General features: G+C 64.7%; 21 protein-coding genes. 12 read left to right on the top strand and 9 right to left on the bottom strand.

The window, feature by feature from the left end:
• Positions 1-201 precede the first annotated feature (201 nt).
• Positions 202-1,995, top strand: coding sequence for a potassium/proton antiporter (locus tag I6F21_RS34040; RefSeq protein WP_128265039.1), 1,794 nt, complete (start codon positions 202-204; stop codon positions 1,993-1,995).
• A 136-nt stretch (positions 1,996-2,131) separates the two neighbouring features.
• Positions 2,132-2,392, top strand: a complete 261-nt coding sequence (locus I6F21_RS34035) for a PepSY domain-containing protein (RefSeq protein ID WP_036014215.1) — start codon at positions 2,132-2,134, stop codon at positions 2,390-2,392.
• 15 nt (positions 2,393-2,407) lie between these two features.
• Here the strand turns inward: I6F21_RS34035 and modC are convergent, their stop codons facing one another.
• The 4 genes from modC to mepA form a co-directional block, all read right to left on the bottom strand.
• On the bottom strand, positions 2,408-3,070 hold the full coding sequence (gene modC, locus I6F21_RS34030) for a molybdenum ABC transporter ATP-binding protein (protein WP_036014214.1): 663 nt from the start codon (positions 3,068-3,070) through the stop codon (positions 2,408-2,410).
• A 2-nt stretch (positions 3,071-3,072) separates the two neighbouring features.
• Entirely contained in the window at positions 3,073-3,768 is a 696-nt protein-coding gene (gene modB / locus I6F21_RS34025) for a molybdate ABC transporter permease subunit (protein ID WP_225147218.1), read from the bottom strand.
• 67 nt (positions 3,769-3,835) lie between these two features.
• Positions 3,836-4,621 (bottom strand): molybdate ABC transporter substrate-binding protein, encoded by a 786-nt coding sequence (modA, locus tag I6F21_RS34020; RefSeq protein ID WP_225145591.1) that lies wholly within the window; start codon positions 4,619-4,621, stop codon positions 3,836-3,838.
• Positions 4,622-4,989: 368 nt separating this feature from the next.
• Positions 4,990-5,934: a penicillin-insensitive murein endopeptidase gene (gene mepA, locus I6F21_RS34015; RefSeq protein WP_225134037.1), complete on the bottom strand. Its 945-nt coding sequence runs from the start codon at positions 5,932-5,934 to the stop codon at positions 4,990-4,992.
• 416 nt (positions 5,935-6,350) lie between these two features.
• On the opposite strand from mepA, the gene I6F21_RS34010 reads away from it, so the two are divergent.
• Together I6F21_RS34010 and I6F21_RS34005 are read left to right on the top strand one after the other, a co-directional pair.
• Positions 6,351-8,552, top strand: a complete 2,202-nt coding sequence (locus I6F21_RS34010) for an EAL domain-containing protein (RefSeq protein WP_225184094.1) — start codon at positions 6,351-6,353, stop codon at positions 8,550-8,552.
• 246 nt (positions 8,553-8,798) lie between these two features.
• Positions 8,799-8,963, top strand: coding sequence for a helix-turn-helix domain-containing protein (locus I6F21_RS34005; protein WP_162130849.1), 165 nt, complete (start codon positions 8,799-8,801; stop codon positions 8,961-8,963).
• A gap of 755 nt (positions 8,964-9,718) precedes the next feature.
• Here I6F21_RS34005 and I6F21_RS34000 read toward each other — a convergent pair.
• The 3 genes from I6F21_RS34000 to I6F21_RS33990 form a co-directional block, all read right to left on the bottom strand.
• Complete coding sequence (locus tag I6F21_RS34000) at positions 9,719-10,321, bottom strand: GNAT family N-acetyltransferase (protein WP_225184093.1); 603 nt, start codon at positions 10,319-10,321, stop codon at positions 9,719-9,721.
• Positions 10,322-10,403: 82 nt separating this feature from the next.
• Positions 10,404-11,351 (bottom strand): ABC transporter substrate-binding protein, encoded by a 948-nt coding sequence (locus I6F21_RS33995; protein WP_036014208.1) that lies wholly within the window; start codon positions 11,349-11,351, stop codon positions 10,404-10,406.
• A 190-nt stretch (positions 11,352-11,541) separates the two neighbouring features.
• Positions 11,542-12,762, bottom strand: coding sequence for an MFS transporter (locus I6F21_RS33990; RefSeq protein WP_036026423.1), 1,221 nt, complete (start codon positions 12,760-12,762; stop codon positions 11,542-11,544).
• A gap of 305 nt (positions 12,763-13,067) precedes the next feature.
• Here I6F21_RS33990 and I6F21_RS33985 point away from each other — a divergent pair, with 305 nt between their 5' ends.
• The 3 genes from I6F21_RS33985 (at position 13,068) to I6F21_RS33975 (ending at position 16,198) form a co-directional block, all read left to right on the top strand.
• Positions 13,068-14,258, top strand: coding sequence for a serine hydrolase (locus tag I6F21_RS33985; protein WP_225114596.1), 1,191 nt, complete (start codon positions 13,068-13,070; stop codon positions 14,256-14,258).
• A 144-nt stretch (positions 14,259-14,402) separates the two neighbouring features.
• The gene (locus I6F21_RS33980) at positions 14,403-15,356 is read left to right on the top strand and encodes a tetratricopeptide repeat protein (RefSeq protein WP_036026425.1); all 954 of its coding nucleotides are present in this window, start codon (positions 14,403-14,405) and stop codon (positions 15,354-15,356) included.
• A 428-nt stretch (positions 15,357-15,784) separates the two neighbouring features.
• Positions 15,785-16,198, top strand: coding sequence for an SRPBCC family protein (locus tag I6F21_RS33975; RefSeq protein ID WP_225184092.1), 414 nt, complete (start codon positions 15,785-15,787; stop codon positions 16,196-16,198).
• A gap of 147 nt (positions 16,199-16,345) precedes the next feature.
• Here I6F21_RS33975 and I6F21_RS33970 read toward each other — a convergent pair whose 3' ends face one another.
• Positions 16,346-16,591: a hypothetical protein gene (locus I6F21_RS33970; RefSeq protein WP_036026427.1), complete on the bottom strand. Its 246-nt coding sequence runs from the start codon at positions 16,589-16,591 to the stop codon at positions 16,346-16,348.
• A gap of 181 nt (positions 16,592-16,772) precedes the next feature.
• Between I6F21_RS33970 and I6F21_RS33965 the strand changes: the two genes are divergently transcribed.
• Genes I6F21_RS33965 through I6F21_RS33945 form a run of 5 tightly spaced genes read left to right on the top strand, consistent with a single transcriptional unit; the run spans position 16,773 to position 22,063 of the window.
• Positions 16,773-17,027 carry a DUF2933 domain-containing protein gene (locus I6F21_RS33965; RefSeq protein ID WP_036026429.1) on the top strand — a complete coding sequence of 85 codons (255 nt, stop codon included), beginning with the start codon at positions 16,773-16,775 and terminating at the stop codon, positions 17,025-17,027.
• Positions 17,027-17,701, top strand: a complete 675-nt coding sequence (locus I6F21_RS33960; RefSeq protein WP_225184091.1) for an isoprenylcysteine carboxylmethyltransferase family protein — start codon at positions 17,027-17,029, stop codon at positions 17,699-17,701. Before I6F21_RS33965 ends, I6F21_RS33960 begins: the two co-directional genes overlap by 1 nt.
• Positions 17,702-17,749: 48 nt before the next feature.
• A complete protein-coding gene (locus I6F21_RS33955; RefSeq protein ID WP_036026433.1) occupies positions 17,750-18,457 on the top strand; it encodes an ABC transporter ATP-binding protein in 708 nt (235 codons plus the stop codon).
• Positions 18,458-18,461: 4 nt separating this feature from the next.
• A complete protein-coding gene (locus I6F21_RS33950) occupies positions 18,462-20,825 on the top strand; it encodes an FtsX-like permease family protein (RefSeq protein ID WP_225184090.1) in 2,364 nt (787 codons plus the stop codon).
• 2 nt (positions 20,826-20,827) lie between these two features.
• Positions 20,828-22,063, top strand: a complete 1,236-nt coding sequence (locus I6F21_RS33945) for an HlyD family efflux transporter periplasmic adaptor subunit (RefSeq protein ID WP_036026436.1) — start codon at positions 20,828-20,830, stop codon at positions 22,061-22,063.
• 210 nt (positions 22,064-22,273) lie between these two features.
• Here the strand turns inward: I6F21_RS33945 and lepA are convergent, their stop codons facing one another.
• On the bottom strand, positions 22,274-24,085 hold the full coding sequence (gene lepA / locus I6F21_RS33940) for a translation elongation factor 4 (protein WP_036041840.1): 1,812 nt from the start codon (positions 24,083-24,085) through the stop codon (positions 22,274-22,276).
• Between the last annotated feature and the right edge of the window lie 70 nt (positions 24,086-24,155).

Raw genomic sequence — 24,155 nt, 5'->3', positions numbered from 1 at the left:
CGTCGGCAAGCGGGGAGGAATTGATTCGAGGGCGCCGGACAATCCCACAAAGGACGCGGCCGGGCCATCGATACACCGTGAAGTGAAGCGCGTTAAGGCCGTAAAACACGGGCAGATTGCCGCGAAGCGCGAAAATGGGTTGGCGCGCGAGTCCACCGACGATAAGGATGAAATTCCAGCGATTTCTTACCCGGAAGGTGGATGGCCTCTCTCGATTCCGTCAGTCTCGCCATATTGCTCGGCGCCGTCCTCGTCATGGCCGGCATCCTCTCCAGCCTGCTGGCGCTGCGCTTCGGCGCGCCCTTGCTGCTCGTCTTCCTCATCATCGGCATGCTCGCCGGCGATTCCGGCCCAGGTCAGCTCCAGTTCGACGACGTCCGCACCACCTATCTGGTCGGCTCCGTCGCGCTCGCTTTGATCCTGTTCGACGGCGGCCTGCGCACGCGCTTTGCCAGCATCCGCACCGTGCTGGCGCCGTCCGTGGTGCTCGCGACAGTCGGCGTGCTGCTGACCGCGCTGGTCACGGCGCCGTTCGCCAAATATGCGCTCGACCTCAACTGGTCGGAGTCGCTGCTGGTCGGGGCGGTGGTGGCCTCGACCGACGCTGCGGCCGTGTTCCTCCTGGTGCACACCCAGGGCCTGCGTCTGCGCCCGCGCGTCGGCGCGACGCTGGAGGCGGAATCCGGCACCAACGATCCCTTCGCGATCTTCCTCACTTTGATGCTGGTCGAATACATCTCGGTCGGTACCAGCTCGCCCGGCCATGTGCTGATGGAGTTCATCCAGGAGGCGGTGCTGGGCGCCGTCGTCGGCGTCATCGGCGGCCGCCTCGTCGTCATCGCGCTCAACAAGGTCGCCCTACCGCAGGGCCTGCATGCGCCCTTCGTGACCACGGCCGCGCTCGTGATCTTCGGCGGCTCGCAGATCATGCACGCCTCCGGCTTCCTCGCGGTCTATCTCGCCGGCATCATCATCGGCAACCGGCCGACCCGCGCGCATAATTCGGTGGTGACGTTCCTCGACGCCGCGACCTGGCTGGCGCAGATCGTGATGTTCGTGCTGCTCGGCCTTCTGGTCTCGCCGAGCCGGTTGGGTTCCAGCGTGCTGCCAGCGGTCGCCGTCGCGCTGGTCTTGATGCTGGTGGCGCGCCCGCTCGCGGTGTTCGTGTGCCTGTCGCCGTTCCGCTTCAACTGGCGTGAGAAGATCTTCATCGCCTGGACCGGCCTGCGCGGTGCGGTCGCGATCTTCCTGGCCTCGATCCCGATGCTGGTCGGGCTGCCCAAGGCCTATCTCTATTTCGACGTGGCCTTTGTCGTCGTCATCATCTCGCTTCTGCTGCAAGGCTGGACCCTGGCGCCGGCCGCGCGCAAGCTGCACGTGGCGCTGCCCCGCGCCGACCGCGGCCCCCGCCGCGTCGAGCTCGATCTGCCCGGCCAGCTCGAGCAGCAGCTGGTCGGCTATCCGGTGCGGCCCAAGAGCCTGTATTTCCGTCGCGGCCTGATCCCGTCCTGGTCCAAGCCGACACTGGTGATCCGCAACGAGCACATCCTGACGCCGACGGAGGCCGATCCGATCGCACCGGGCGACTACATCTATCTGCTGGCGCCGCCGGAAAAGGCCGAAGCGCTCGACCGTTTCTTCGTCGACATGCAGCCGAGCACCGCGCCCGATCCGCATCTGCTCGGCGACTTCATGGTCTCCGGCGAGCACACGCTCGCCGAGCTCGCCGCGATCTACGGTGTGAAGGTCGGCGAGGACGACGGCAAGCTGACCCTGGCAGATTATTTCGACGTCCATCTCGACCACGCGCCGAAAGAGGGCGCCGAGCTGCCGCTGGACGAGATCGTGCTGGTCGCACGATCAATCTCCGGCGGCCGCGTCAACGTCGTCGGCCTGCGTCTGCCGGAAGAAGACGAAACGCCGCCGCCGCTGACCCGCGCGCAGGCGGTGAGAAAGAAGCTCGCCGATGTCTGGACTTCGGTCGCCGGAGTTTGACTTGCGAAGAGGAACTGCCACCAAATCGCCGCAACCGCCGAAGTTTTGCGCGGCTTCGTGACATCCGGATCCGGAACGCTCCGCATTGCCTCTCGTTCTAAGCTGTATAGAAGTTTGGACTGACAGGAGTACGCCAATGCGAAAGTTCGCCCTTCCGATCGCGACTGTCCTCGTGCTGGGCGCAGCGGCGCCGGCTATGGCCTACGACACCGGCGATCAGATCTCGATGCAGGTTGCGCTTGACGTCGCGACCGATCTCGGCGTTGCGACGGTGTCGCACACGAACTTCCTCGGCGACGAATGGCAGATTGAGGGCCGCGACCGCGCCGGCCGCTGGATCGAGGTCGATGTGGATGCCCGGACCGGCGAAGTGCGAAACGTCGACCGCGGCTGGTAGCGGGGGTTGGCCCGATCACGTCAGCACCTTCACCCCGCCGAACGACGTCACCCGTCCCTGCTTCAGCATCACGATCTGCGTCGCGAGCTGGCGCAGCTCGGCGACGTCGTGGCTGACATAGACCATCGGCACATTGGCCTCGTCGCGCAGCCGCACCAGGTAGGGCAGGATCTCGAGCTTGCGGCCCTCGTCGAGCGCGCCGAGCGGCTCGTCGAGCAGCAGGAGGCGCGGCTTCGACAGCAGCGCGCGGCCGAGCGCGACGCGCTGGCGCTCGCCGCCGGACAGCTTCCCGGGACGGCGATCCCTGAGCGCGCCGATGTCGAGCAGGTCGATGATGCGCTTGTGCTGCGCCGGATCGGGCGCAAGCCCGTTCATTCGCCGTCCGTAGTCGAGGTTCTGCGCCACGCTCAGATGCGGAAACAGCCGCGCATCCTGGAACACGTATCCGATGCGGCGGCGGTAAGTGGGCACGTGAATGCCGGCCGCGGTGTCGTCGACGATCTCGCCGTCGATCGCGATGGTGCCGCGATCAGGCCGCAGCAGGCCGGCGATCATGTTGACCAGCGAGCTCTTGCCGGCGCCCGAGGCGCCGAACAGCCCGATGACGCGCCCCTCACTGCTGAAGGAAGCGGACAGCGAGAATTCACCGAGCTGTTTTTCGACGTCGACGCGCAGCATGGTCAATTCCCGTGCAGCCGCTGCGTGGCGCGGCGGGCGAACCATTCGGCCGCGATCAGCGCACCGATCGCGAGCACGATCGAGACGATCACGAGCCTTCCCGCAGCGGCATCGCCGTCCGGCGTCTGGATCAGCGAATAGATCGCGGACGAAATCGTCTGGGTCTCTCCTGGAATGTTGGAGACGAAGGTGATGGTGGCGCCGAACTCGCCGATCGCCTTGGCAAAGCCCAGCACCATGCCGGCGAGCACGCCCGGCAGCGCCAGCGGCAGCGTCACCGTGAAGAACACTTTCCACGGCGCTGCGCCGAGGGTCTCCGCAGCCTGCTCAAGCCGGCGGTCGATCGCCTCGATCGACAGCCGCATCGGCCGCACCAGCAGCGGAAACGCCATCACGCCGCAGGCGAGCGCAGCACCGGTCCAGCGGAATGCGAAGACGATGCCGAGATGGTCGGCGAGAAAACTGCCGACGAGACCGCGCCGGCCGAAGGTGAGTAGCAGCAGATAGCCGGTGACGACAGGCGGCAATACAAGAGGCAGATGCACGAGTGCGTCGAGCACCGACTTGCCCCAGAAGTCACGCCGCGCGAGCAGCCACGCCAGCGCAATGCCGAACGGCGTTGCGACCAGCGTGGCGATGACGGCGACCCTGAGCGAAAGCAGGATCGCCGTCCATTCGGCGGGAGAGATCTCGAACATCAAGTCGTCATATCAGGTCGCAGAAAACAGGTTGTAAAATCAGGTTGCAAGAATCAGGTCGCAACAATCAGGTCGTCGGGCTGATGAGGAACTTGAAGCCGTATTTTTCCAGGATGGCCTTGGCCGCCGCCGTGCGCAGGAAGGCGAGATAGCCGTTCGCCTCCGGCTTGGCGATGCTGGTCGCCGCGACCGGATAGATGATCGCAGGATGCGAATCCGCCGGGAAGGTGCCGACGATCTTCACGCCCGGCTCGATCTTGGCGTCGGTCGAATAGACAATGCCGAGCACGGCCTCGCCGCGGGCGACCAGTGTCAGCGCCGCGCGCACGCTCTCGGCCATGGCGAATTTCGGCTCTGCCGCCTGCCAGGCCCCGAGCTTTTCCAGCGCTGCCTTGGCGTATTTGCCTGCCGGTACCGACCTGACGTCACCGGTCGCGATCCTGCCGTCGCCGGCGAGCTTGGCGAGATCGAAACCTGGCGCGATCGTCACGCTGTCGATCTTGGAATCCTTCGGCGCGATCAGCACGATGCTGTTGCCGAGCAGATTCACTCTGGAAGGCTCGTTGATGGTCTTCTTGGCGATCGCGTAGTCCATCCAGTCGGTGTCGGCCGAGACGAACACGTCGGCCGGCGCGCCCTGCTCGATCTGCTTGGCCAGCACCGAGCTAGCGGCATAGCTGACGCTGAACTTGACCCCGGTCCTGGCGGTGTAGGCGGCGTCGATCTCGTCCAGCGCGTTCTTCATCGAGGCGGCGGCGAACACGGTGATGGTCTTGTCCTCGGCCGCGGCGGGCGCGACGGCCGTGCCGGCGAGAATGACGAAGGCGGTGAAAAGTCCTGACAGACGAAACATGGATGCGCTCCGTGCGGGCTCGCGCGCGCAAGGTTGCACGCGCGAAATCTGGCGTTGGCTGGTCAGATGCGACGGGCGGACGCGCTGTTCCACGGTCCCCTGGCGACGGCTTACGGCCGGCGGGGATATCGCAGTGCAAACATAGCAGGCCGTGGCCGCAGGTCAAAGCCGGCCGTTTGTCGGCCAGCTTCTATCGGGCCGGCGAGTTCGTCATCCCGGGGCGCGCGTAGCGCGAGCCCGGGATCCATAACCACAGGATTGCGTTGGGCGAAGACTCGGAGTGACCTGCTTCGCGCAAGTATCACTCCCTGTGGTTATGGGTCCCGTGCTCGCCGCGCGCCCCGGGACGACCTCCGTGGCAGCGAACCTTACGGCTTCGCATCCCCTGCATGCAGCACCGCCTTGCAGGTTGCCGGCATCTGCGCGAGCGTCATCGGCGGCTTCGGCTTGGGCGGCTCGGGCGGCGGCTTGGGGTGCAGCACCGCATCGGAGAACCAATAGGCGAGATCGGCGGGCTTGCAGCCTTCGTCCTCGGCCTGTGACGGCTGGCCCTCGCATTCGCCGGCCCCGGCCGGGCAGTGCATGCGGATGTGGAAGTGGTAGTCGTGGCCCCACCAGGGGCGGATCTTCGACAGCCAGGCGCGGTCGCCCTTGGCCTCGCGGCACAGCGCCTTCTTGATCGCGGCGTTGACGAAGATGCGCTGCACGGCGGGCTCTCGCGCCGCGGCGCGCAGCACCAGGACGTGGCCTGGCGTGAACACCTTGGGGTCGATGTCGAGCCGGTCCTGGCGCACCATCATCACCGCCGACATTTCCTCGCGCTCCTCGCGCGAGAGCCGGCGGTCCGGCATCGGCGTCAGCCAGATGTCGGCGTCGAGACCGATCTGGTGGCTGGCATGGCCTGACAGCGCCGGCCCGCCGCGCGGCTGGGCGATGTCGCCGACCAGGATGCCGGGCCAGCCTGCGTCCTTGTGCGCCTTCGCGGCAAGCCGCCTGATCAGCGCGATCATGTCGGGATGACCGTAGCTGCGATTGCGCGACAGCCGCATCACCTGCCAATTGTCGCCGTTGACCGGCATCTGCGCGGCGCCGCCGATGCAGCCCCTGGTGTAGGAGCCGATGACGTGGGCCGGCCCCTTCGATGGCAGCAGCTTGCGCGCGAACAATTCCTTGGCGGCGAGATCGGGGTCGTTGGGATTGGCGAGCGGCGGCAGCGGCTTCGGGTTGATGCTGCCACGGTCCTGGGCCAGCGCGCCACCGGCGCCCAGGCAGACGAACGAGAGCAGGAGGAGGGTGATGCCGCGGCGACTCATGCTGACGCTCTTATAACCCAATGCTGCACCAGGGTTAAGAACGAGGCGACGAGCCCGCCGCCGGCTCATCGCAGCGCGCCCCGAATCGCGTCTCGACCCGCCGTTTCTTAAGGGTGTAATAACCGTATCCTGCATTGACCAAAATTCGTGCGCAGCGCGCAGAAAATATTGCGGTTCGCATGCAATCGCGCGCAATTTCGGAACCGATTCAGGCGCGCGCGCAATTTTGCGCCAGATCGCTCATTGATTGCGGCGCCGCACTCAGTCTGATGGCGCCTGCCGCCGCCCGCCACGCCGCGCAAACAGGCAGTAAGCGCGCCGCGCGCGGACCGCGGCTGGCTAAGATTACTTTTTTTTCAGACACTTGCCTCAAAACTTGCGGCCGCTGGACGCGACTGGGACGAGTGAAGTTGAGTTTGGGGTCTCGAAGAACAAGAAAGCGAAAGCAAAGCACGCTTGCCCGCGCCGGCCAAAAGGCGCGCAAGCCGCGCTTCGCGTGCGCGCACCGTGCCCTTTCCGAACACGACGAAATCCTGCGCAGCCGTGCCGAGGCGGAAGCCGCGATCGCGGAGGCGCGCAAGTCGCATGAGCGCCTGCGCCAGGCCATCGACATCCTGCCGCAGGGCATCGTGTTTCTCGACGCCGAAGGCCGCTACGTCCTCTGGAACAGGAAATACGCCGAGATCTACAGCAAGACCGCCGATCTGTTCGAGGAGGGCGCGCGGCTCGAGGACACGCTGCGCATCGGCGTCGCCCGCGGCGACTATCCCGAGGCCATCGGCAATGAAGAAGCCTGGATCGCAGAGCGCCTGCAAAAACTCTACAAGCCCGGCGCGCGCCACGAGCAGAAGCTGTCGGACGGCCGCGTCATCCTGATCGACGAGCGCTTGACCGATGACGGCGGCGTCGTCGGCCTGCGCGTCGATATCACCGAGCTCAAGCAGCGCGAGGCCTCGTTCCGCCTGCTGTTCGACGGCAATCCCGTGCCCATGATCGTCTGCGCGCTGGACGACGAGCGCATCCTCGGCGTCAACGATGCCGCGGTCGCGCATTATGGCTACAGCCGCGCCGAGTTCGAGCGATTGAAGATCCGGTCTTTGCAGGCGTTCGAAAGCGAGCCGCCCTGGACCGTCGATGGGACCGGCGAGGATCAGGCCGGCCGCACCTGGAAGCACGTCAAGGCCGACGGTGGGCTGATCGACCTTGCGATCTATTCCCGCGAATTGACTTATGCCGAGCGGCCCGCGGTGCTGCTCGCGCTGATGGACATCACCGAGCGCAAGCGCGCCGAGGCGCGACTCGCCTTCATGGCCCAGCATGACGGGCTGACCGGTCTGCCCAATCGCAGCCTGCTGCGGCAGCAGATGGACGAGATGCTGCTGTACACGCGCCGCGGCTCCGAGAAGGTCGCGCTGCTGATACTAGGGCTCGACAATTTCAAGGCGGTCAACGACACGCTGGGGCACGCGGTCGGCGACAAGCTGCTGCGCGGCGTCGCCAAGCGGCTGCGTTCCACCTTGCGCGACGAGGATGGGCTGGCCCGGCTCAATTCCGATGAGTTCGCGGTTCTGCAGAGCGGATTGGCTCGGCCGGAAGATGCGGTGGGTCTCGCAAAACGCCTCCTTGCGGCCATTGCCGATCCCTATCTGCTCGACGGTCACTCCGTGGTGATCGGTGCCTCGATCGGCATTGCGATGGCGCCGGGCGACGGCGAGGATTCCGAAAAGCTGCTCAAGAGCGCCGACATGGCGCTGTCGCGCGCCAAGCTGGATGCGCGTGGCAGCTTCGCCTTCTTCGAGGCCGCGCTCGATGCGAAGGCGCAGAGCCGCCGCAAGATCGAGGTCGAGCTGCGCGATGCGATCCAGAATGACGTGCTGCGGCCGTACTACCAGCCGCTGATCGACCTCGCGAGCGGCCGCATCACCGGCTTCGAGGCGCTGGTGCGCTGGCTGCATGCCGAGCGCGGCATGGTGTCGCCGGCCGAGTTCATTCCGGTCGCCGAAGACACCGGCCTGATCAATCCGCTCGGCGGGCTGATGCTGCGCCGGGCCTGCCTCGACGCCGCGGCCTGGCCCGACGACGTCCGCGTCGCGGTCAACCTGTCGCCACTCCAGTTCCGCAGCGGCAATCTGCTCTCGATGGTCACTGACGCGCTGAAACATTCCGGCCTGGCGCCGCGGCGGCTCGAGCTCGAGATCACCGAGACGCTGCTGCTGGAGAAGAGCGCGCAGGTGCTGGCGACGTTGCATGCGCTGCGCGCGCTCGGCGTGCGCATCTCCATGGACGATTTCGGCACCGGCTATTCCAGCCTCAGCTACCTACGCAGCTTCCCGTTCGACAAGATCAAGATCGACCAGTCCTTCGTGCGCGATCTCGCGGCCAACCGCGAGGCCCAGGCGATCATCCGCTCCATCGTCAGCCTCGGCAAGGGCCTTGGCGTCACCATCACCGCCGAAGGCGTCGAGACCGAAGCCGAGCTCAGCTGCCTCCGCGCCGAAGGCTGCCATGAGGGCCAGGGCTTCCTGTTCAGCAAGGCCCGGCCGCATGCGGAGATCGTCGGCCTGCTGGCGGCACAGCGCGGCATCGACGGCAACGAGGACGCCGCGCTGGTGGCGTGACCGCTCGCCTCCACGATATCTAAGAACGCACCGCTTCGCCCATCGGCCTCTCCCGCCTTGCCCGGCGCCAGCAGCCTTGATCTGCCTCAACAACGAGGCCAAAGGCCGGGGCGCATGACAGCGCGGCGTCGGTCAATTTCCGTTTGGAGGTTCGGACGGATAATGGCCCGGGCGCGCCACCCGTAAGTTTCCCAAGTGCGGACCGTCAGCTGCCGTCGTTAAGTCGTGCGGTCGTGGGGTCGCACCATGAAGACACCGAAGCCGAAGCAATGGGCCGAGCAGGAGGTTCGACGGCTGGTCACGCTGGCCCGGCAGGGCATTGGGGTATCGAAGATTGCCGCCGAACTGGGCCGCCACGCCGGATCAGTCAGGCGAATGGCGCGAGCGAAAGGAATATTGTTGAAGAAATAGTCGCCGGTAGGGCAGGCGCTGCCTGATCGACGAGGCGCGTGGACGGCGCCCTACAGCCCGAAGCCTCGGCCGATGTCCCGCACAAGGCTGGGCGCAGCCTCAGTATTGCGACCATGGGAGAGCGCTCGATCGAGCCGAGACAAGATGCCTTTTCCGAAGAGCGCTATAGCGATGCTTCTGAGCATGGTTGTGGATCGGGTTTGAACGATGCTGCGAAAGTTCAAAACGGCCCCAGCCGCAGGATGGGGTAACAGCCGGGGCCGGCATTCCCATTCCAATGTGCCGCATCGGCGGTGGGCGGCACTCTTCAGGTTAGGCACACAGAAGCTAACAAATTATTCTGTTTCGCTCTCACCTCGCGTCGGCCGTGGCCGATTGTATCATAGCGTGCTCACGGTGAAGCGGTGAGCGAACCGAGCAATGGTCGACATGCTCGAGCGGCGCATCATTGGCCAAGTGCTCCCAATATTCAGCTTCCGCGAGTAGTTTCCAACCTCGATCCGGATGACGCGCGGCTGTCTGACGGCACAATAATGCCATCGCGCGCAGGCGACCCGCAGTATCCATCTGCTCCTCCCATTATATTCTTGTTGATTGCACCCTATTTTCTTTTTTTGCGTCGGAGTCATTACGATTATGTCGCAAAACTAATTTCCACTTTTCGAAGCGCGACTCGACTTTCGTTGCGGCTACAAATCGCGCGTCGAACACAACTGGCGCAATTCAGCTCGTATCGGTAGATCGAGACCGGACCATCAGGCTTCGTGCTTACTAATCAGAACTGGCAAGAACGGCGAGATACTCGCGCCCGTCCGTCGGCGATGGGTTCCGCAAGAGCTCGAACTACCACCACGCGTCGGGCTCTCCGCGGCGATTGCCATGGTGTGGACCAGGTCTAGGTCCGCTCGATGAGCACCCGCTCCATGATGATCGTGCGTTCGTCCCCATAATAGCTGTCGCGCACGGCATTGAACCCCAGTCGCGCATAGAAGGTCTCTGCAGTGACCGATGAAGGGACCGTCAAGGACGGAATTGTTCCGCTCGCGCGCTGTGCGCTCGATCTCGGCCATCAGCAGCTTGCCGATCCCGCGGGCCTGAACGTCCGGAGCAACGAAGACTGTGCGGACGACGCTTCCGTCGAGGCTTGCCGTTCCGACCAGGCGGCCGCCGATCGTGGCGACGAAAACGGTACGCTGCCCGATCAGCCGGCGCACGGCATCCGGGCCGAAGCTGGGCTCGATCCGCGCGATGATCTCCGCCGTATAGTCCTTCGCATTCGTTTCGCGCAGCGTAGGCAAGATGACCGCGCTGATGGCCGCGGCGTCATCGTCGAGCGCGGGCCGGATGCTGCATTCCATGAACTGCTCCGCCGAAGCTTCGCGAATGACTGGATTTGAGCCCGCCTCACGGCGCGGCAATCGGCGGATTTTCAACGACCCGTCACTCGATCACGTCGTCCGTCAGCACGAGGATGGTGGGCGGGATCGTCACGCCAAGCGCCCGCGCGGTCTTGAGATTGACGGCCAGTTCGAATTTGGTTGGCAGCTGGATTGGCATATTTGCCGGCTTTTGTCCCTTCAGGATCAGATCAACATAGCCCGCGGCGCGACGAAACAGGTCGCCGATGTCGGCGCCATAGCTGATCAGAGCGCCGGCATGCGCGAACTCCTTCTGCTGGCCGATGACGGCGATCTTCATGTCGATGCCGATACGGCAAATTGCGTCCTGCATCGCGGCGGTCATGTAGTCGCGAATGACAATCACGGCGTTGCCGCCGGCGCCCGCGAGCACGTTGAATTGCTCGGCAACCGCCGCCGGCGATGCGCTCGTCAGTCCAAGGCGCACCGGTTCGAGCCCGGCGCGTCGTGCTTCCTCGATGGTTTGCGCGCCCCAGGCGCTGAAGGTCGGGTCCGTCGCATTGTTCAAGACGCCGATCCGCTTCAGCGAGGGCAGGATCTCCCGGATCATCTCGATGCGCTTGGCCGACATCTCCTCGCCGAACGCGGCGAAGCCGGTGAGGCTGCCGCCCGGCCGCGCGAGGCTCTGAAACAATTCAGGGTCGCTTTGCACCGCAGGCAGCGCCACGGCGACGACGGGAATATTGGTTTTCCTGATGATCGCGCGTGCTGCGGCCGGGCCGGGCGAAAGCAGCACGTCCACCTGTCTGGCCACGAGGTCGTCGATCAATGCAAGGCCCCGCGACACATCGCCGGCCGTCGAGTGGGCCTCGATGACGATGGTGCGGCCCTCCACGTAACCCAGCTCGGCCAGCGCCTTCCGGAACGGAACGAGCACCGCATTGTCGATTTCCGGCGTGGCAAATCCGACGAATCCCACGACCGGAACGCGCTTTTGGGCCAAGGCTTCGCGCGCCGATATCGCCGTCATTCCCAAGAAGCTCAGAAACGTCCGCCGCCTCATTTGGCCTCTCGCGATGCCAGAACGATCTGGTCACAAGGGCAATGGTACACGAAGATAATCGGTGCCAGAAGGCAGGAAGTAGGATGACCGAGGGAGGCGAAATCCGTCAAACTTACATTTATGCAAAGTCAGATCCGGTATTCGCCACTGTCCGGTGTCACGCCGTCGCGCGGCTAAGATCGAGCGATGGCCTGCGCCGCGTCGGAAAACTCAGCGCCACCGCGACCGCCGCAAGCCCGATCGCGAAGGAGCCGGCGTGCAGCCAGGTGTATTGCTGGAAAGTATCGAACACGATCCCGCCGGCCCAGGGCCCGAGCGCCATGCCGAGGCTGGCGAAGGCCGACACGGCACCGAACACCGTGCCCATAATGCGCGCGCCGAAGAACTCGCGGACCAGCACCGCATAGAGCGGCATCACCCCACCATAGGCGAGGCCGAACACGACCGAGAGCGCGTAGAACTCGCCGAGCTGCGCCACCGCCAGATAGGTCGCAATGCACATCGCCTGCACGAACAGCCCGCCGACAAGGACGGGTTTCGCGCCGATGCGATCGGCCAGCGCGCCCAGCAGCAGGCGTCCGCCGAGGCCTGAGACGCCGGCGACGCTATAGACCGTCACTGCCGTGAGCGGAGCGATGCCGCAGACCATCGCGTAGGACACCATGTGGAAGATCGGGCCGGAATGCGCCGCGCAGCAGGCGAAATGCGCCGCTGCGAGCGCGATGAATTGCGGCGTGCGCAGCGCCTGCGCCGCGCCCATCTCGACCTCTGGCGCCGCGTCCGTCGTTGCGGAGCCAGCGGCTGGCGGCGCCGGACGTACCAGGAAGCAGGCGGGGATCAACAGCGCCCACGAAGCGATGCCGATCGTCAGCATCGCGGTGCGCCAATCATAGGCCGTGATCAGCCAGCTCGCGGCCGGCGCGACCGTCACCGGGGACACGCCCATGCCGGCCGAGACCAGCGCCACCGCGAGGCTGCGGTTCTTTTCGATCCAGGCGCTCGCGAGCGCCATCATCGGTGCGTAGAAGCTGCCCACGGCGATCCCGATCAGCACGCCGAAGCAAAGCTGGAATTGCCACAGGCTTGCTGCCTGGCTCGCTGTGACGAGACCTAGTCCCAGCAGAACGCTTCCCGAGAGCACCACGATGCGGGTGCCGAACCGGTCCGACAGCGTGCCCCATAGGAATGCGGCGAATCCCATAAAGAGGAAATCCAGCGTCGCGGCAGCCGACACCCCGGCGCGCGACCAGCCCATCGCCTCCGAGATCGGCTGCAGGAACACCGCCAGCGACAGCATCGTGCCGAACCCGATGCAGGTCATCAGCGCGCCCGCGGCGACAACGACCCAGCCATAGTCGAAACGTGACGGCTTGCTCATGCGTTTCCTTGGCGCTTTTGCTCTTGTTGATGGTGCGCGGCAGGGATGGTGACTGATCCGCGGGGCGAGAGCAAGGCGGGTTGCCACCGCAGGCTGACACGGCCCGCCCGCAATGATAGCATGCCGCGCGTCACCAGCCTGCGACGTTGTTCTCGTGAAGCGCACACCCACCAACGTGCGGGGAGGCAAGTGCAATGAACTGGGGAGCGTCGTTTAGGCCGCGCGGGTGCCGCCGGCTTTTTCTGCCCGTCATTTTTGCTTCCGCGATCTGGTCGCCCCTGGCGTGCGCGCAGGACGTCCGAAGCGTGCCCGCCGCGCCGGGACCGGTCTTTTCGGATAGCGGTCCCGATGCCGAGCTCTACGGTGCGGCTGAGGGCTATCCGGTCGGCACGCGCGGAGCCGCTCCCCCGCTCGACAAGCTCGTCGGCAGCTACAGCCATTTCGGCGAGATCTATCCCTCGCGCCGGGTCGCTCGCGCGACGACGCCCTGGCAATTCAAGCGCGCGCCGGAGCCACAGGTCACCTACAGTCTTGGCACCGAAAAGCTTGGCATTGCGGACTACCTCAAGCGCAACCCGGCGACGGGCCTCCTGATCGCCAGGGACGACACCATCCTGTACGAGCATTATCAATATGCACGGACCGACCACCACCGCTTTGTCTCGATGTCCATGGCCAAGACGCTGGTGGCCATGCTGGTCGGGATCGCGGTCTCGGAGGGACGGATCAAGTCGATCGACGACCTCGTCTCGACCTATGTCGGCGGCCTTGCAGGCACGGAATATGGCAACACGTCCATCCGCGCCTTGTTGAACATGTCGTCAGGCGTCGAATTCTCGGAAGTCTATGACGGGAACGACGACATCGCCCGGCTTGGGCGGGCCTTGTTCGCCGGCCCGCCGAAAGATCCCGCCGCCATCGTCGCGCAGTTCAACACGCGGACCGCGCGGCCAGGCACCAAATTCCACTATGCCAGCGTTGAAACGGAGATACTCGGCTTGGTCCTGCGCGCCGCCACGGGCACGCCGGTCGCCGACTATCTCCGCGACCGGATCTGGGACCCCATCGGCACCGAGGCGGACGCCTCCTGGGTGATCGACGGCAGCGGGCAGGAGATCGCCTATTGCTGCTTCAACGCGACCTTGCGCGATTATGCGCGCTTGGCCCGGTTGCTCGCCCATGACGGCGCCTGGGAAGGCCGGCAGCTGATCCCCCGGCAGTGGCTGCTGGATGCCACGACCGTCAGGCCAGAGGACGGTCATCTCGCTCCGCGCGTGGCCACGCGCTATTTCGGCTACGGCTATCAGGTGTGGCTCCTCCCCGGCGAGCAGCGCCGATTTGCCCTCATCGGCATTCGCGGTCAGCTCATCCTGGTCGATCCAGCCTCCAAGCTCGTCATGGTGCACACGGCCGTTCGTCAAAAGCCGAACGAACCCGGAGCCTTCAGGGAGCCGCTCGCGTTATGGTCTGCTGTGCTGCAGCAGCTCGGGCAATGACGAATTGCTGACGCCTGCCAATGGCATCCAGCCGCGCTGGCGCGGTCGGTCGCGTCGGAAAGCCGCGGTTGCATTGAACCTGTCCGGCTTCCGGGAGCACCAACGGCGCGTAGGTCCCTGATGTCAGCGACGAGGGAAGGCGCGATGAAGGCTCTGAAAGCATCGATCTGTGTTGCAGTCACAGCGCTCGCCTTGAGCCTGTCGTTCGGCGTGCCGTCCCATGCCGAAGAGGACGAGGCGGGCACGCTGGCCCGGCAGATGAAGCAGCTCTATCGGGCCGGGAAGTACATGGAAGCGCTGCCTCTGGCCCAGAAGTCGCTGGCCCTTCGCGAGAAGGAGTTCGGCCCCGATGATGCGCACGTCGCGATGCCGCTGAACGACCTCGGCACGATCCATTACAATCTCGGCCAATACGCCGTTGCCGAACCGCTGTACAAGCGCGCGCTGGCCATTGACGAGAAGACACTCGGTCCGAATCATGCCGAAGTCGCGATGGTGCTGAACAATCTCGGCGATCTCTACCGTGCGGAAGAGCGTTACGCCGAAGCGGAGCCGGTGCTCAAGCGGTCGATCGCCATTCACGAGAAAAGCGGTGATCCATCGATCGTGATGGCGTTGAGCAATCTGGGCGCTGTCTACAGCCATCAGGGCCGATACGATGAGGCTATACCGCTGTTCAAGCGAGGCCTCGCCGTGCTGCAGAAGGCGCTCGGTCCCGACGACCCCGAAGCCACGGTGCTGATGAACAATTTGGCCGACGCCTATATCAATCGCAATCGCTATGCCGATGCCGAGCGGCTGCTGAAGCGGTCGATGGCGGTGACCGAGAAGGCGTTCGGCCCGGATCATCCCGACATCGCGCAGGCACAGAACAATCTGGCTGCGCTCTACGGGCGTCAGGGCCGTAACGCGGAGGCCGAGCGGCTGTTCAAGCGGTCGGCGGCCACTTTCGAGAAAACCCTCGGCCCTGACCATCCGGATCTCGCCGGCGTTCTGGAAAACCTCGCCGGTCTCTACAAGTATCAAGGCCGCTATGCCGATGCCCAGCAGGTCCTGAAACGGTCGATGGCCATTCGAGGGAAGACCAGGCCGATCTGAAGACCAGCGCGGAACGGTAGTGCGACTTGGCCGCCACAGCTCGAAGAGCGAAGCTGGCGGTCAGGGCTATCGCATTAGAGAGTTTTTTCCCTGCGCCATCCTTCGAGACGCCCGCTTGAGCGGGCTCCTCAGGATGAGGGCGGAGTCCGCGGCAGCAGTTTCAACAGGCACCGACGCCCAATGAGCCTCATCCTGAGGAGACGCGTCAGCGTCGTCTCGAAGGACGAGGCGTGCGCGCAGGCACACTTCGCTTGCCCACACCACAACTTCTCCAATTTTTTTGGCACATTGACGCCGGACCATGTCGGCATGGGCCGGTCTCGATCGTCCTCGGGTCGACACGTCCCGGACGTGCTGGAAATGGACCCGGCACACGTGGCGAGAATTCCGTCAATTCGAGCGTCAAAGTCGCAACTGGAGCAATGCCCATGAGGATCACCGTCGAAACCAGCGTCGCCGCCCCGATCGATCAGGTCTGGCGTGCCTATACGACGCCAGCCGACATCGTGAAGTGGAATGCCGCGTCCGACGACTGGCATACGACCAAGGCGACGGTCGACCTGCGGGACGGCGGCGCCTTCTCGTCGCGGATGGAGGCCAAGGACGGCAGCATGGGCTTCGACTTCGCCGGCACCTACACCAAGATCGTCGAGCACAAGCGGATCGAATACGCGTTCGGCGATCGAAAGGCCGAGGTCGAGTTCGTGCCCGGCCCGAAGAGTGTTGTCGTCCGTGTCGTCTTCGACGCCGAAACCACGCACTCGGTCGAACAGCAGCAGGGCGGCTGGCAGGCGATCCTCGACAATTTTGCGCGATACGTCGAGGCAAAGAGGAAATCGTGATCGATTAGCAGCGAACGTGGATGCCTGCATCGCACACGCTGCGATGCAGGTGCCATGCTTCAGCGCGGCCATGAAGCTTCCTGCGGCATGTCGACCTTGCCGAATTGCCGCATCTTCTTCTTGCCTTCGCGTGCCGCTAAGATCGAACTATTTCTTGTTGCCCATGTGATGAGGCGACGACGTGCCGGGGCCGCCCGTGTAGTGATGACCGCCTGATTGAGCGTTGGCAGAGGTGCCGGTCTTTTCTTTCTTGCCCATGTGGTGCGGAACTTCTGTCTTGGGTCCGCCGCTGTAGTGATGGCCGTTCTTTTCCTTGTCGGTGGATTGAGCCGTGGCGGGTACGGCCAGCAGGGAAACAACGCCGATTGTGGCGAGAAGCGTCTTGGTGATCATGTTCGGTCCTCCAGGTTGCGAAGGTCCACGATACGCATCGGCGCAATGTCGGTCTTGACGAATCTCAAGGTACGATCGGTTGCTAATTGTCTCGCGCGCTCAGCTCCCGCGAGCCTTTGATCTGCGTCAAAAGCGATGGCGGCGGTGCTCCTATGCTGCGGGGATCGAGAGGAGCGCGCCCATGCCGGTGCAGGATCATTCCGCTTATCGACAGCGGCATGCCGCGGGCATGTCCATGAGAGCCAAGGCTGGCCTGGTCCTGATCGGGTTCCTGGCCATCGCCGGCGTGCTGCTGTTCAGCGAGCACAGGGCTCACGTGCTGGGGCTCCTGGTCTGGCTGCCGCTCCTTGCCTGTCCGCTGATGCATTTCTTCATGCATGGCGGCCATGGTCACCGTCACGGTGGCGGCCGGCCAAACGATTCGAGGAGCGCGTGATGCACGACATTCCGCCTGCTTACGGCCTCTGGAGCCTCGTCACCGTCAACTCGGCGGTGTTCATCCTGTTTTCCTACAGCTTCTTCAAGCCGCAGACCTCGCGCGACTGGCGCTCCTTCGGCGCCTTCAGCGCGTTCCTGGTGGCGCTGTTCGCGGAGATGTACGGTTTTCCGCTCACCATCTATTTCCTGTCGGGTTGGCTGCAGTCGCGCTACCCGAACGTCGACTGGTTCTCGCACGACGCCGGTCATCTGCTCGAGATGATGTTCGGCTGGAAGACCAATCCCCACACGGGGCCGTTCCATGTCGTCAGCTTCATCTTCATCGGCGCCGGGTTCATCCTGATCTCCCTCGCCTGGAGGACGCTGTACGAGGCGCAGCAGACCCGGAGCCTCGCCACCACCGGTCCTTACAGCTACGTCCGGCATCCGCAATATGTCGGCTTCGTGCTGGTGATGTTCGGCTTCCTGTTGCAATGGCCGACGATTCTGACCTTGGCGATGTTTCCGGTGTTGACCGTCATGTACGTGAAGCTCGCCAAGGACGAGGAGCGTGAGGCCCGGAGCGAGTTCGGCGAGGCCTATGCCCGGTATGCCGCGCAGGTGCCGGCCTTCATTCCTCATCTCAACCGGCGATCCGGTCATAGCTCTTCTGGCGGCTATCGTCACGGCTGACCTTCGCGAGGAGATGCCTGCAAACGGCGCTAGCTTTAAAGGACGTCAATGAGCGTTCCCGTCTTCACCGCAAAGGCGCTGACTAAGATCTATGTCTCCGGCGAAGTGATGGTGCATGCCCTCAACGAGGTCGACCTCGACATTCCCGAGAAGGAAGTGGTCGTGCTGCTCGGCCCCTCCGGCAGCGGCAAGACGACGTTGCTCAACATCATGGGCGGCCTCGACCGTCCGACCAGCGGCCGGCTGTTCTTCCGCGATCTGGACCTAACGGATCTGGAGGACCGCGAACTCACGAAGTACCGCCGCGATCACGTCGGCTTCGTCTTCCAGTTCTACAATCTGGTGCCCAGCCTCACGGCCTACGAAAACGTCGCGCTGGTCACCGAAGTCGCCAAGAATCCGATGCGGCCGGCCGACGCCCTCGCGCTGGTCGGACTCGAAGCGAGGATGCATCACTTTCCCGCCCAGCTCTCCGGCGGCGAGCAGCAGCGCGTCGCCATCGCCCGCGCGATCGCGAAGCGGCCGGCGGTGCTGCTCTGCGACGAGCCGACCGGGGCGTTGGATTCGAAGACCGGCATCCGCGTCATCGAGGCGCTGCTTGGCGTCAACCGGCAGCTCGGGACCACTACAGTCATCATCACCCACAACGCCAGCATCCAGGAGGTCGCCGACCGAGTGCTGTTCTTCGCTGACGGTCGCATCTCCCGCATCCGGACCAACGAGGCCCGGCGGGAGGCCGCCGAGCTCACCTGGTGACGACATGAAGGTGCTAGACATCAAGCTGCTTCGTGACGTCAGACGGCTCTGGGCGCAGGTGCTCGCGGTCGCGCTGGTCGTCGGCGGGGGGGTTGCGACGCTGGTGCTCGCGGTGGGCTCGCACCGATCGCTGGAGGAGACCCGGATCGCTTATTACGAGCGTTACGGCTTTGCCGATGTGTTCGCGCAGGCGAAGCGGGCACCGAAGGCGCTCACCGACAGGATCGGCGAGATCCCAGGAGTCGCCGCCATCGACACCCGTATCGCCAAGCCGGCGCTACTCGACATTCCCGGTTTCTCCGCGCCGGCCAGCGCGCAGTTCGTTTCGCTGGCCGACACGGGTGAGCAGCATCTCAACCGGCTCTACATGCGCTCCGGGCGGTTCCCGGCGCCGGGACGGACTGAAGAGGTCGTCGTCAACGAGCCGTTCGCTCGGGCGCACGGTTTCGTCGAGGGGGCGCGGTTCTCCGCCATCCTCAACGGCAGGAAGCGCGAGCTCGTCATCGTCGGCATCGCGCTGTCGCCCGAGTTCGTTTACACGGTCGGACCGGGCGACCTGATGCCGGACGATCGCCGCTATGCCATCGTCTGGATGTCGGAGAAGGTGCTTAGCGCTGCCTACGATCTCGACGGCGCCTTCTCGGCGGTCGCGGTCAAGCTGCAGCCCGGCGCCTCCGAGCGCGATGTGGTCCGGCGACTGGACGCCCTGCTCGATCCTTATGGCGGGCAGGCGGCGCATGGCCGCAAGGACCAGACCTCGCACGCCTGGCTCGATCATGAACTCGACATGCTCAACAACATGAGCCGCACGCTGCCGCCGATCTTCCTGCTGGTCGCGGCCTTCCTCGTCAATCTCACCTTGACCCGGCTGGTCGCGCTCGAGCGCGAGCAGATCGGCCTGCTGAAGGCGCTGGGTTATTCAGACGGCAGCATCGTGCTGCACTATTTCAAGTTCGTTGCCTTCATCGTCGTGGTCGGCATCGTGTTGGGCGGCATCGTGGGCACCTGGCTCGGTTTGCACGTCACCGCGCTGTTCGGCGACTTCTTCCACTTTCCGTTCCTGGTGTTCGCGAAGGCACCGGACGTTTATCTCACGGCAGGTGCGCTTAGCGCGGCGGCTGCGGCGATCGGCGCATTCCGTGCGTTGCGCGAGGTGGTGAAGCTGCCCCCGGCCGTCGCCATGCAGGCGCCGGCCCCGCCGGTCTATCGCCGGCTGCTTTCGGCGCGCATCCAGCTCGACCGGATCGTGTCGCAGCCGACGCTGATGATGATCCGCAACATCGCCCGGCATCCGGTACGGGCCTTCTTCACGGCGCTCGGCATGGCGCTGGCCACCGCGATCCTAGTCGTCTCGCTGTTCACGCGGGACAGCATGGAGCATCTGACCGATGTGACCTACTTCCTCGCCGACCGGCAGGACGCAACCATCGGCTTTGCCGAGAAGCGGATCGCAAATGTCGTGGAGCAGGTGAGCCGGCTTCCGGGCGTTCTCGCCGCCGAGCCGTTCCGCGAGGTGCCGGTCCGGATCCGCCACGGCAACGTCGAACGGCGCATCGTCATCAGCGGCCGACCGGCTGCTGCCCACCTCAGGCGCATCATCGACGTCGAGCTTCGGCCGGTCATCCTGCCGGAGACGGGCCTCGCCATCTCCGGCATGCTCGCGCATATCCTCGGCGTCGGACCAGGCGATAGCGTCGAGCTCGATCTGTTGGAGGGCGCCAGGCGATCCGTGACGGTGCCGGTCGTCGCGACCGTCGCGGACTACTTCGGGATTAGGGGCATGATGGAGATCGAGGCGTTGCACAAGCTGATGCGCGAGGCGCCCGTCGTCACTAGCGTCAATCTCAGCCTCGACGAGAACCGGACGGAGGACTTCTACACGGCGGTGAAGTCCATACCGACGGTCGGCGGCGTGGCGCTGCAGCGCGTTTCGCTGGCGAACTTCCGCAAGACCGTCGCGCTGCTCGTCACCACGATGGCGAGTATCTACACGGGCCTTGCCGGCGTGATCGCGTTCGGCGTCGTCTACAACAATGCGCGCATTTCGCTGTCCGAACGGACGCGCGAACTGGCCAGCCTGCGCGTGCTCGGCTTCACGCGCGGCGAGGTGCTGCGCATCCTGCTGCTTGAGCTCGCCATCCTCACCCTGATCGCCCAACCGCCCGGTTGGCTGATGGGCTACGGCCTCGCCTGGGTAATGAAAAGGAACCTTGCCGGCGAGTTGATGCGCGTCCGCCTCGTCGTCGAGCACTCGACTTACGTGATCGCCACGTCCGTCGTGGTGCTGGCCGCCATCGTTTCCGCCGCCGTGATCCGAGAACGCATCGACAGATTGGACCTTGTTGCGGTCCTCAAGACGCGAGATTAGCCATGCCCGCCAACTGGACCAAACGCATCATCGGCGCCGCGCTCGCTGCTGCGATCCTCGCAGGGCTCGCTTGGTTCGCCTGGCCCCGACCGGTTCTGGTCGATCTCGCGACCGTCGCGAAGGGGCCGATCGAGGTCACGGCGGACGACGACGGCAAGACCCGCGTGCGCCACGTCTACACGGTGTCGGCGCCGATCGCGGGCAAGGTCTTGAGAATCTCGCATCCGCTCGGCGAGCAGGGGCCTTCGCTCCATGTCGGCGACGACGTCGTCGCTAACCAGACCGTCGCCCTGATGCAACCGACGCTGCCCGGCTTCATCGATGCGCGATCGCGCGATCAGCTGCAGGCGGAGGTCCTGGCCGCAGACGCCGCGATCCAGCAGCAGGAAGCTGAAGTGCAGCGGATCGAAGCCGCGCTGGATTTTTCGCGGACCGAGTTCCAGCGGGTGCAGACGCTGTTGCGGACGCAATCTACCTCGGCCCAGGCCTACGACAAGGCGAAATTCGAGGTCGCCACCAACGAGGCCGCCCTGAGAGGTGCCAAGGCCCAGGTCGAGATGCGCCGCGCAGTGCGGACCAGCCTGGCGGCCCGGCTGATGGACCCGGCAAGCGCTATCCCTCCCGCGGAGCCGACCTGCTGCATCCGTGTGCTGGCGCCGACAAGCGGACGGGTATTGAAGATCATCCAGGACAGCGAGACGACGGTTCTGCCCGGGACGCCGCTGGTTGATATCGGCGACCCGTTCGATCTCGAGGTCGTGGCCGACCTGCTCTCGACTGACGCGGTCCAGATCAAGGTCGGCGCGCCGGTCCGGATCGATGGCTGGGGCGGTCAGCCCATCGCGGGAAAGGTGGTCCGGGTCGACCCGGCCGGTTTCCTGAAAGTCTCCGCACTCGGCACCGAGGAGCAGCGGGTCCGCGTGACCATCGATTTCACCGACCCGCCCGAGAAGTGGGGCACGCTCGGGCACGACTATCGTGTTATCGTTCACGTGACGACATGGAGCGCGACCGAGTCGCTGACCGTGCCGGTGAGCGCTTTGTTCCGAAAAGGCGACCAATGGGCGGTTTTCGCCGACGAGAACGGCCGTGCAAGAACCGTCCCGGTCCGCATCGGCCACCGGAATAACCGCGTGGCCGAAGTTCTCTCCGGACTAGCTGCAGGTGATCGCGTCGTGTTGCACCCGAGCGACCGGATCATCGAGGGCATCAGGATCGCGAAGAGGGGCGAGGAATAGATACACGGCTGAGAGGCAAGCGTTCGATGATGCCACCATACCCCTGTTTTGCCCGACGGGTCAAACCGACTTCGTAAAATCGAAAAAGCACAATGCCGCCAAGAGGGCGGCTACTGTGCATGGGGTTGTTTTCGCACTTTTTTGTTTGCCGTCGGGAGAGCGCCTGTTTGCCGGCCCCGGCGACCCGGCTGGCCCGTCCCGAGCCTCGCCTCAGCTGTCGACCTTCAGCGCGGCAATAAAAGCTTCCTGCGGGATGTCGACTTTGCCGAACTGCCGCATCTTCTTCTTGCCTTCCTTCTGCTTCTCCAGAAGCTTGCGCTTACGCGTGATGTCGCCGCCGTAGCATTTCGCGGTGACGTCCTTGCGCAGCGCGCGCACGGTCTCGCGCGCGATCACCTTGCCGCCGATCGCCGCCTGGATCGGGATCTGGAACATGTGCGGCGGGATCAGCTCCTTCATCTTCTCGACCATGGCGCGGCCGCGCCCCTCCGCGCGGGTGCGGTGGACCAGCATCGAGAGCGCATCGACCGGCTCGGCATTGACCAGGATCTGCATCTTGACGAGATCGGCCGGCTTGTAGTCGGTCAGGTGATAGTCGAACGAAGCGTAGCCCTTGGAGACCGATTTGAGACGGTCGTAGAAGTCGAACACGACCTCGTTGAGCGGCAGGTCGTATTTCACCATGGCGCGGGAGCCGACATAGGTGAGCTCCTTCTGCGCGCCGCGGCGGTCCTGGCACAGCTTCAAGACGCTGCCGAGATATTCGTCGGGCGTTAGGATCGTCGCCTCGATCCAGGGCTCGTCGATCTCGGCGATCTTGACGACATCAGGCATGTCGACGGGATTGTGGATCTCGATCTCCTGGCCGTCGGTGAGCTTCATCTTGTAGATGACGCTCGGCGCGGTCGCGATCAGGTTGAGATCGAATTCGCGCGACAGCCGCTCCTGGATGATCTCGAGGTGCAGCAGCCCGAGGAAGCCGCAGCGGAATCCGAAGCCGAGCGCGGCCGACGTCTCCATCTCGAACGAGAAGCTGGCGTCGTTGAGGCGCAGCTTGCCCATCGCCGCGCGCAGCGTCTCGAAATCGTCGGCGTCGACCGGGAACAGGCCGCAGAACACCACCGGGATCGCCGGCTTGAAGCCCGGCAGCATCTCGGCGACCGGCTTCCTGTCGTCGGTGATGGTGTCGCCGACGCGGGTGTCGGCGACCTCCTTGATCGCGGCGGTGATGAAGCCGATCTCGCCGGGGCCGAGCTCCTCGACCTGCTGCATCTTCGGCGTGAAGAAGCCGACGCGCTCGACGTCATAGGCCGCGCCCGTGCCCATCATGCGCACGCGCTGGCCCTTCTTCATCGTGCCATCGACGATGCGCACCAGCACGACGACGCCGAGATAGACGTCGTACCAGCTGTCGACCAAGAGCGCCTTCAAGGTCGCGTCGCGGTCGCCCTTCGGCGGCGGCAGGCGGGTGACGATGGCTTCCAGCACATCAGGAATGCCGAGGCCGGTCTTGGCCGAGATCATCACCGCGTCCGAGGCGTCGATGCCGATGACGTCCTCGATCTGCTGCTTGACCTTCTCGGGCTCCGCCGCGGGCAGGTCGACCTTGTTCAGGACCGGGACGATCTCGTGATTGTTGTCGAGCGCCTGGTAGACGTTGGCGAGCGTCTGCGCCTCGACGCCCTGGCTGGCATCGACCACGAGCAGGGAACCCTCGCAGGCCGCCAGCGACCGCGAGACCTCGTAAGCGAAGTCGACATGGCCGGGCGTGTCCATCAGGTTGAAGATGTAGTCCTTGCCGTCCTTGGCGCGGTAGGCGAGGCGCACCGTCTGCGCCTTGATCGTGATGCCGCGCTCGCGCTCGATGTCCATGGAATCGAGCACCTGCTCCTTCCCCGCCATTTCGCGGTCGGAGAGGCCGCCGGTCATCTGGATCAGGCGGTCGGCCAGCGTCGATTTGCCATGATCGATATGGGCGACGATGGAGAAATTGCGGATGTTGGAAATGGGGACGGTCGTCATGGGCGCGGGATACCACTCACATCCCCGTGCGGCAACCATATTGCTGTATTTTCAGGGCCTTTGTTCACGC

The sequence above is a fragment of the Bradyrhizobium sp. NBAIM03 genome, from assembly GCF_020194055.1.
Lineage (GTDB): Bacteria > Pseudomonadota > Alphaproteobacteria > Rhizobiales > Xanthobacteraceae > Bradyrhizobium > Bradyrhizobium yuanmingense.
This window is presented reverse-complemented; position numbering and strand designations above follow the sequence as displayed.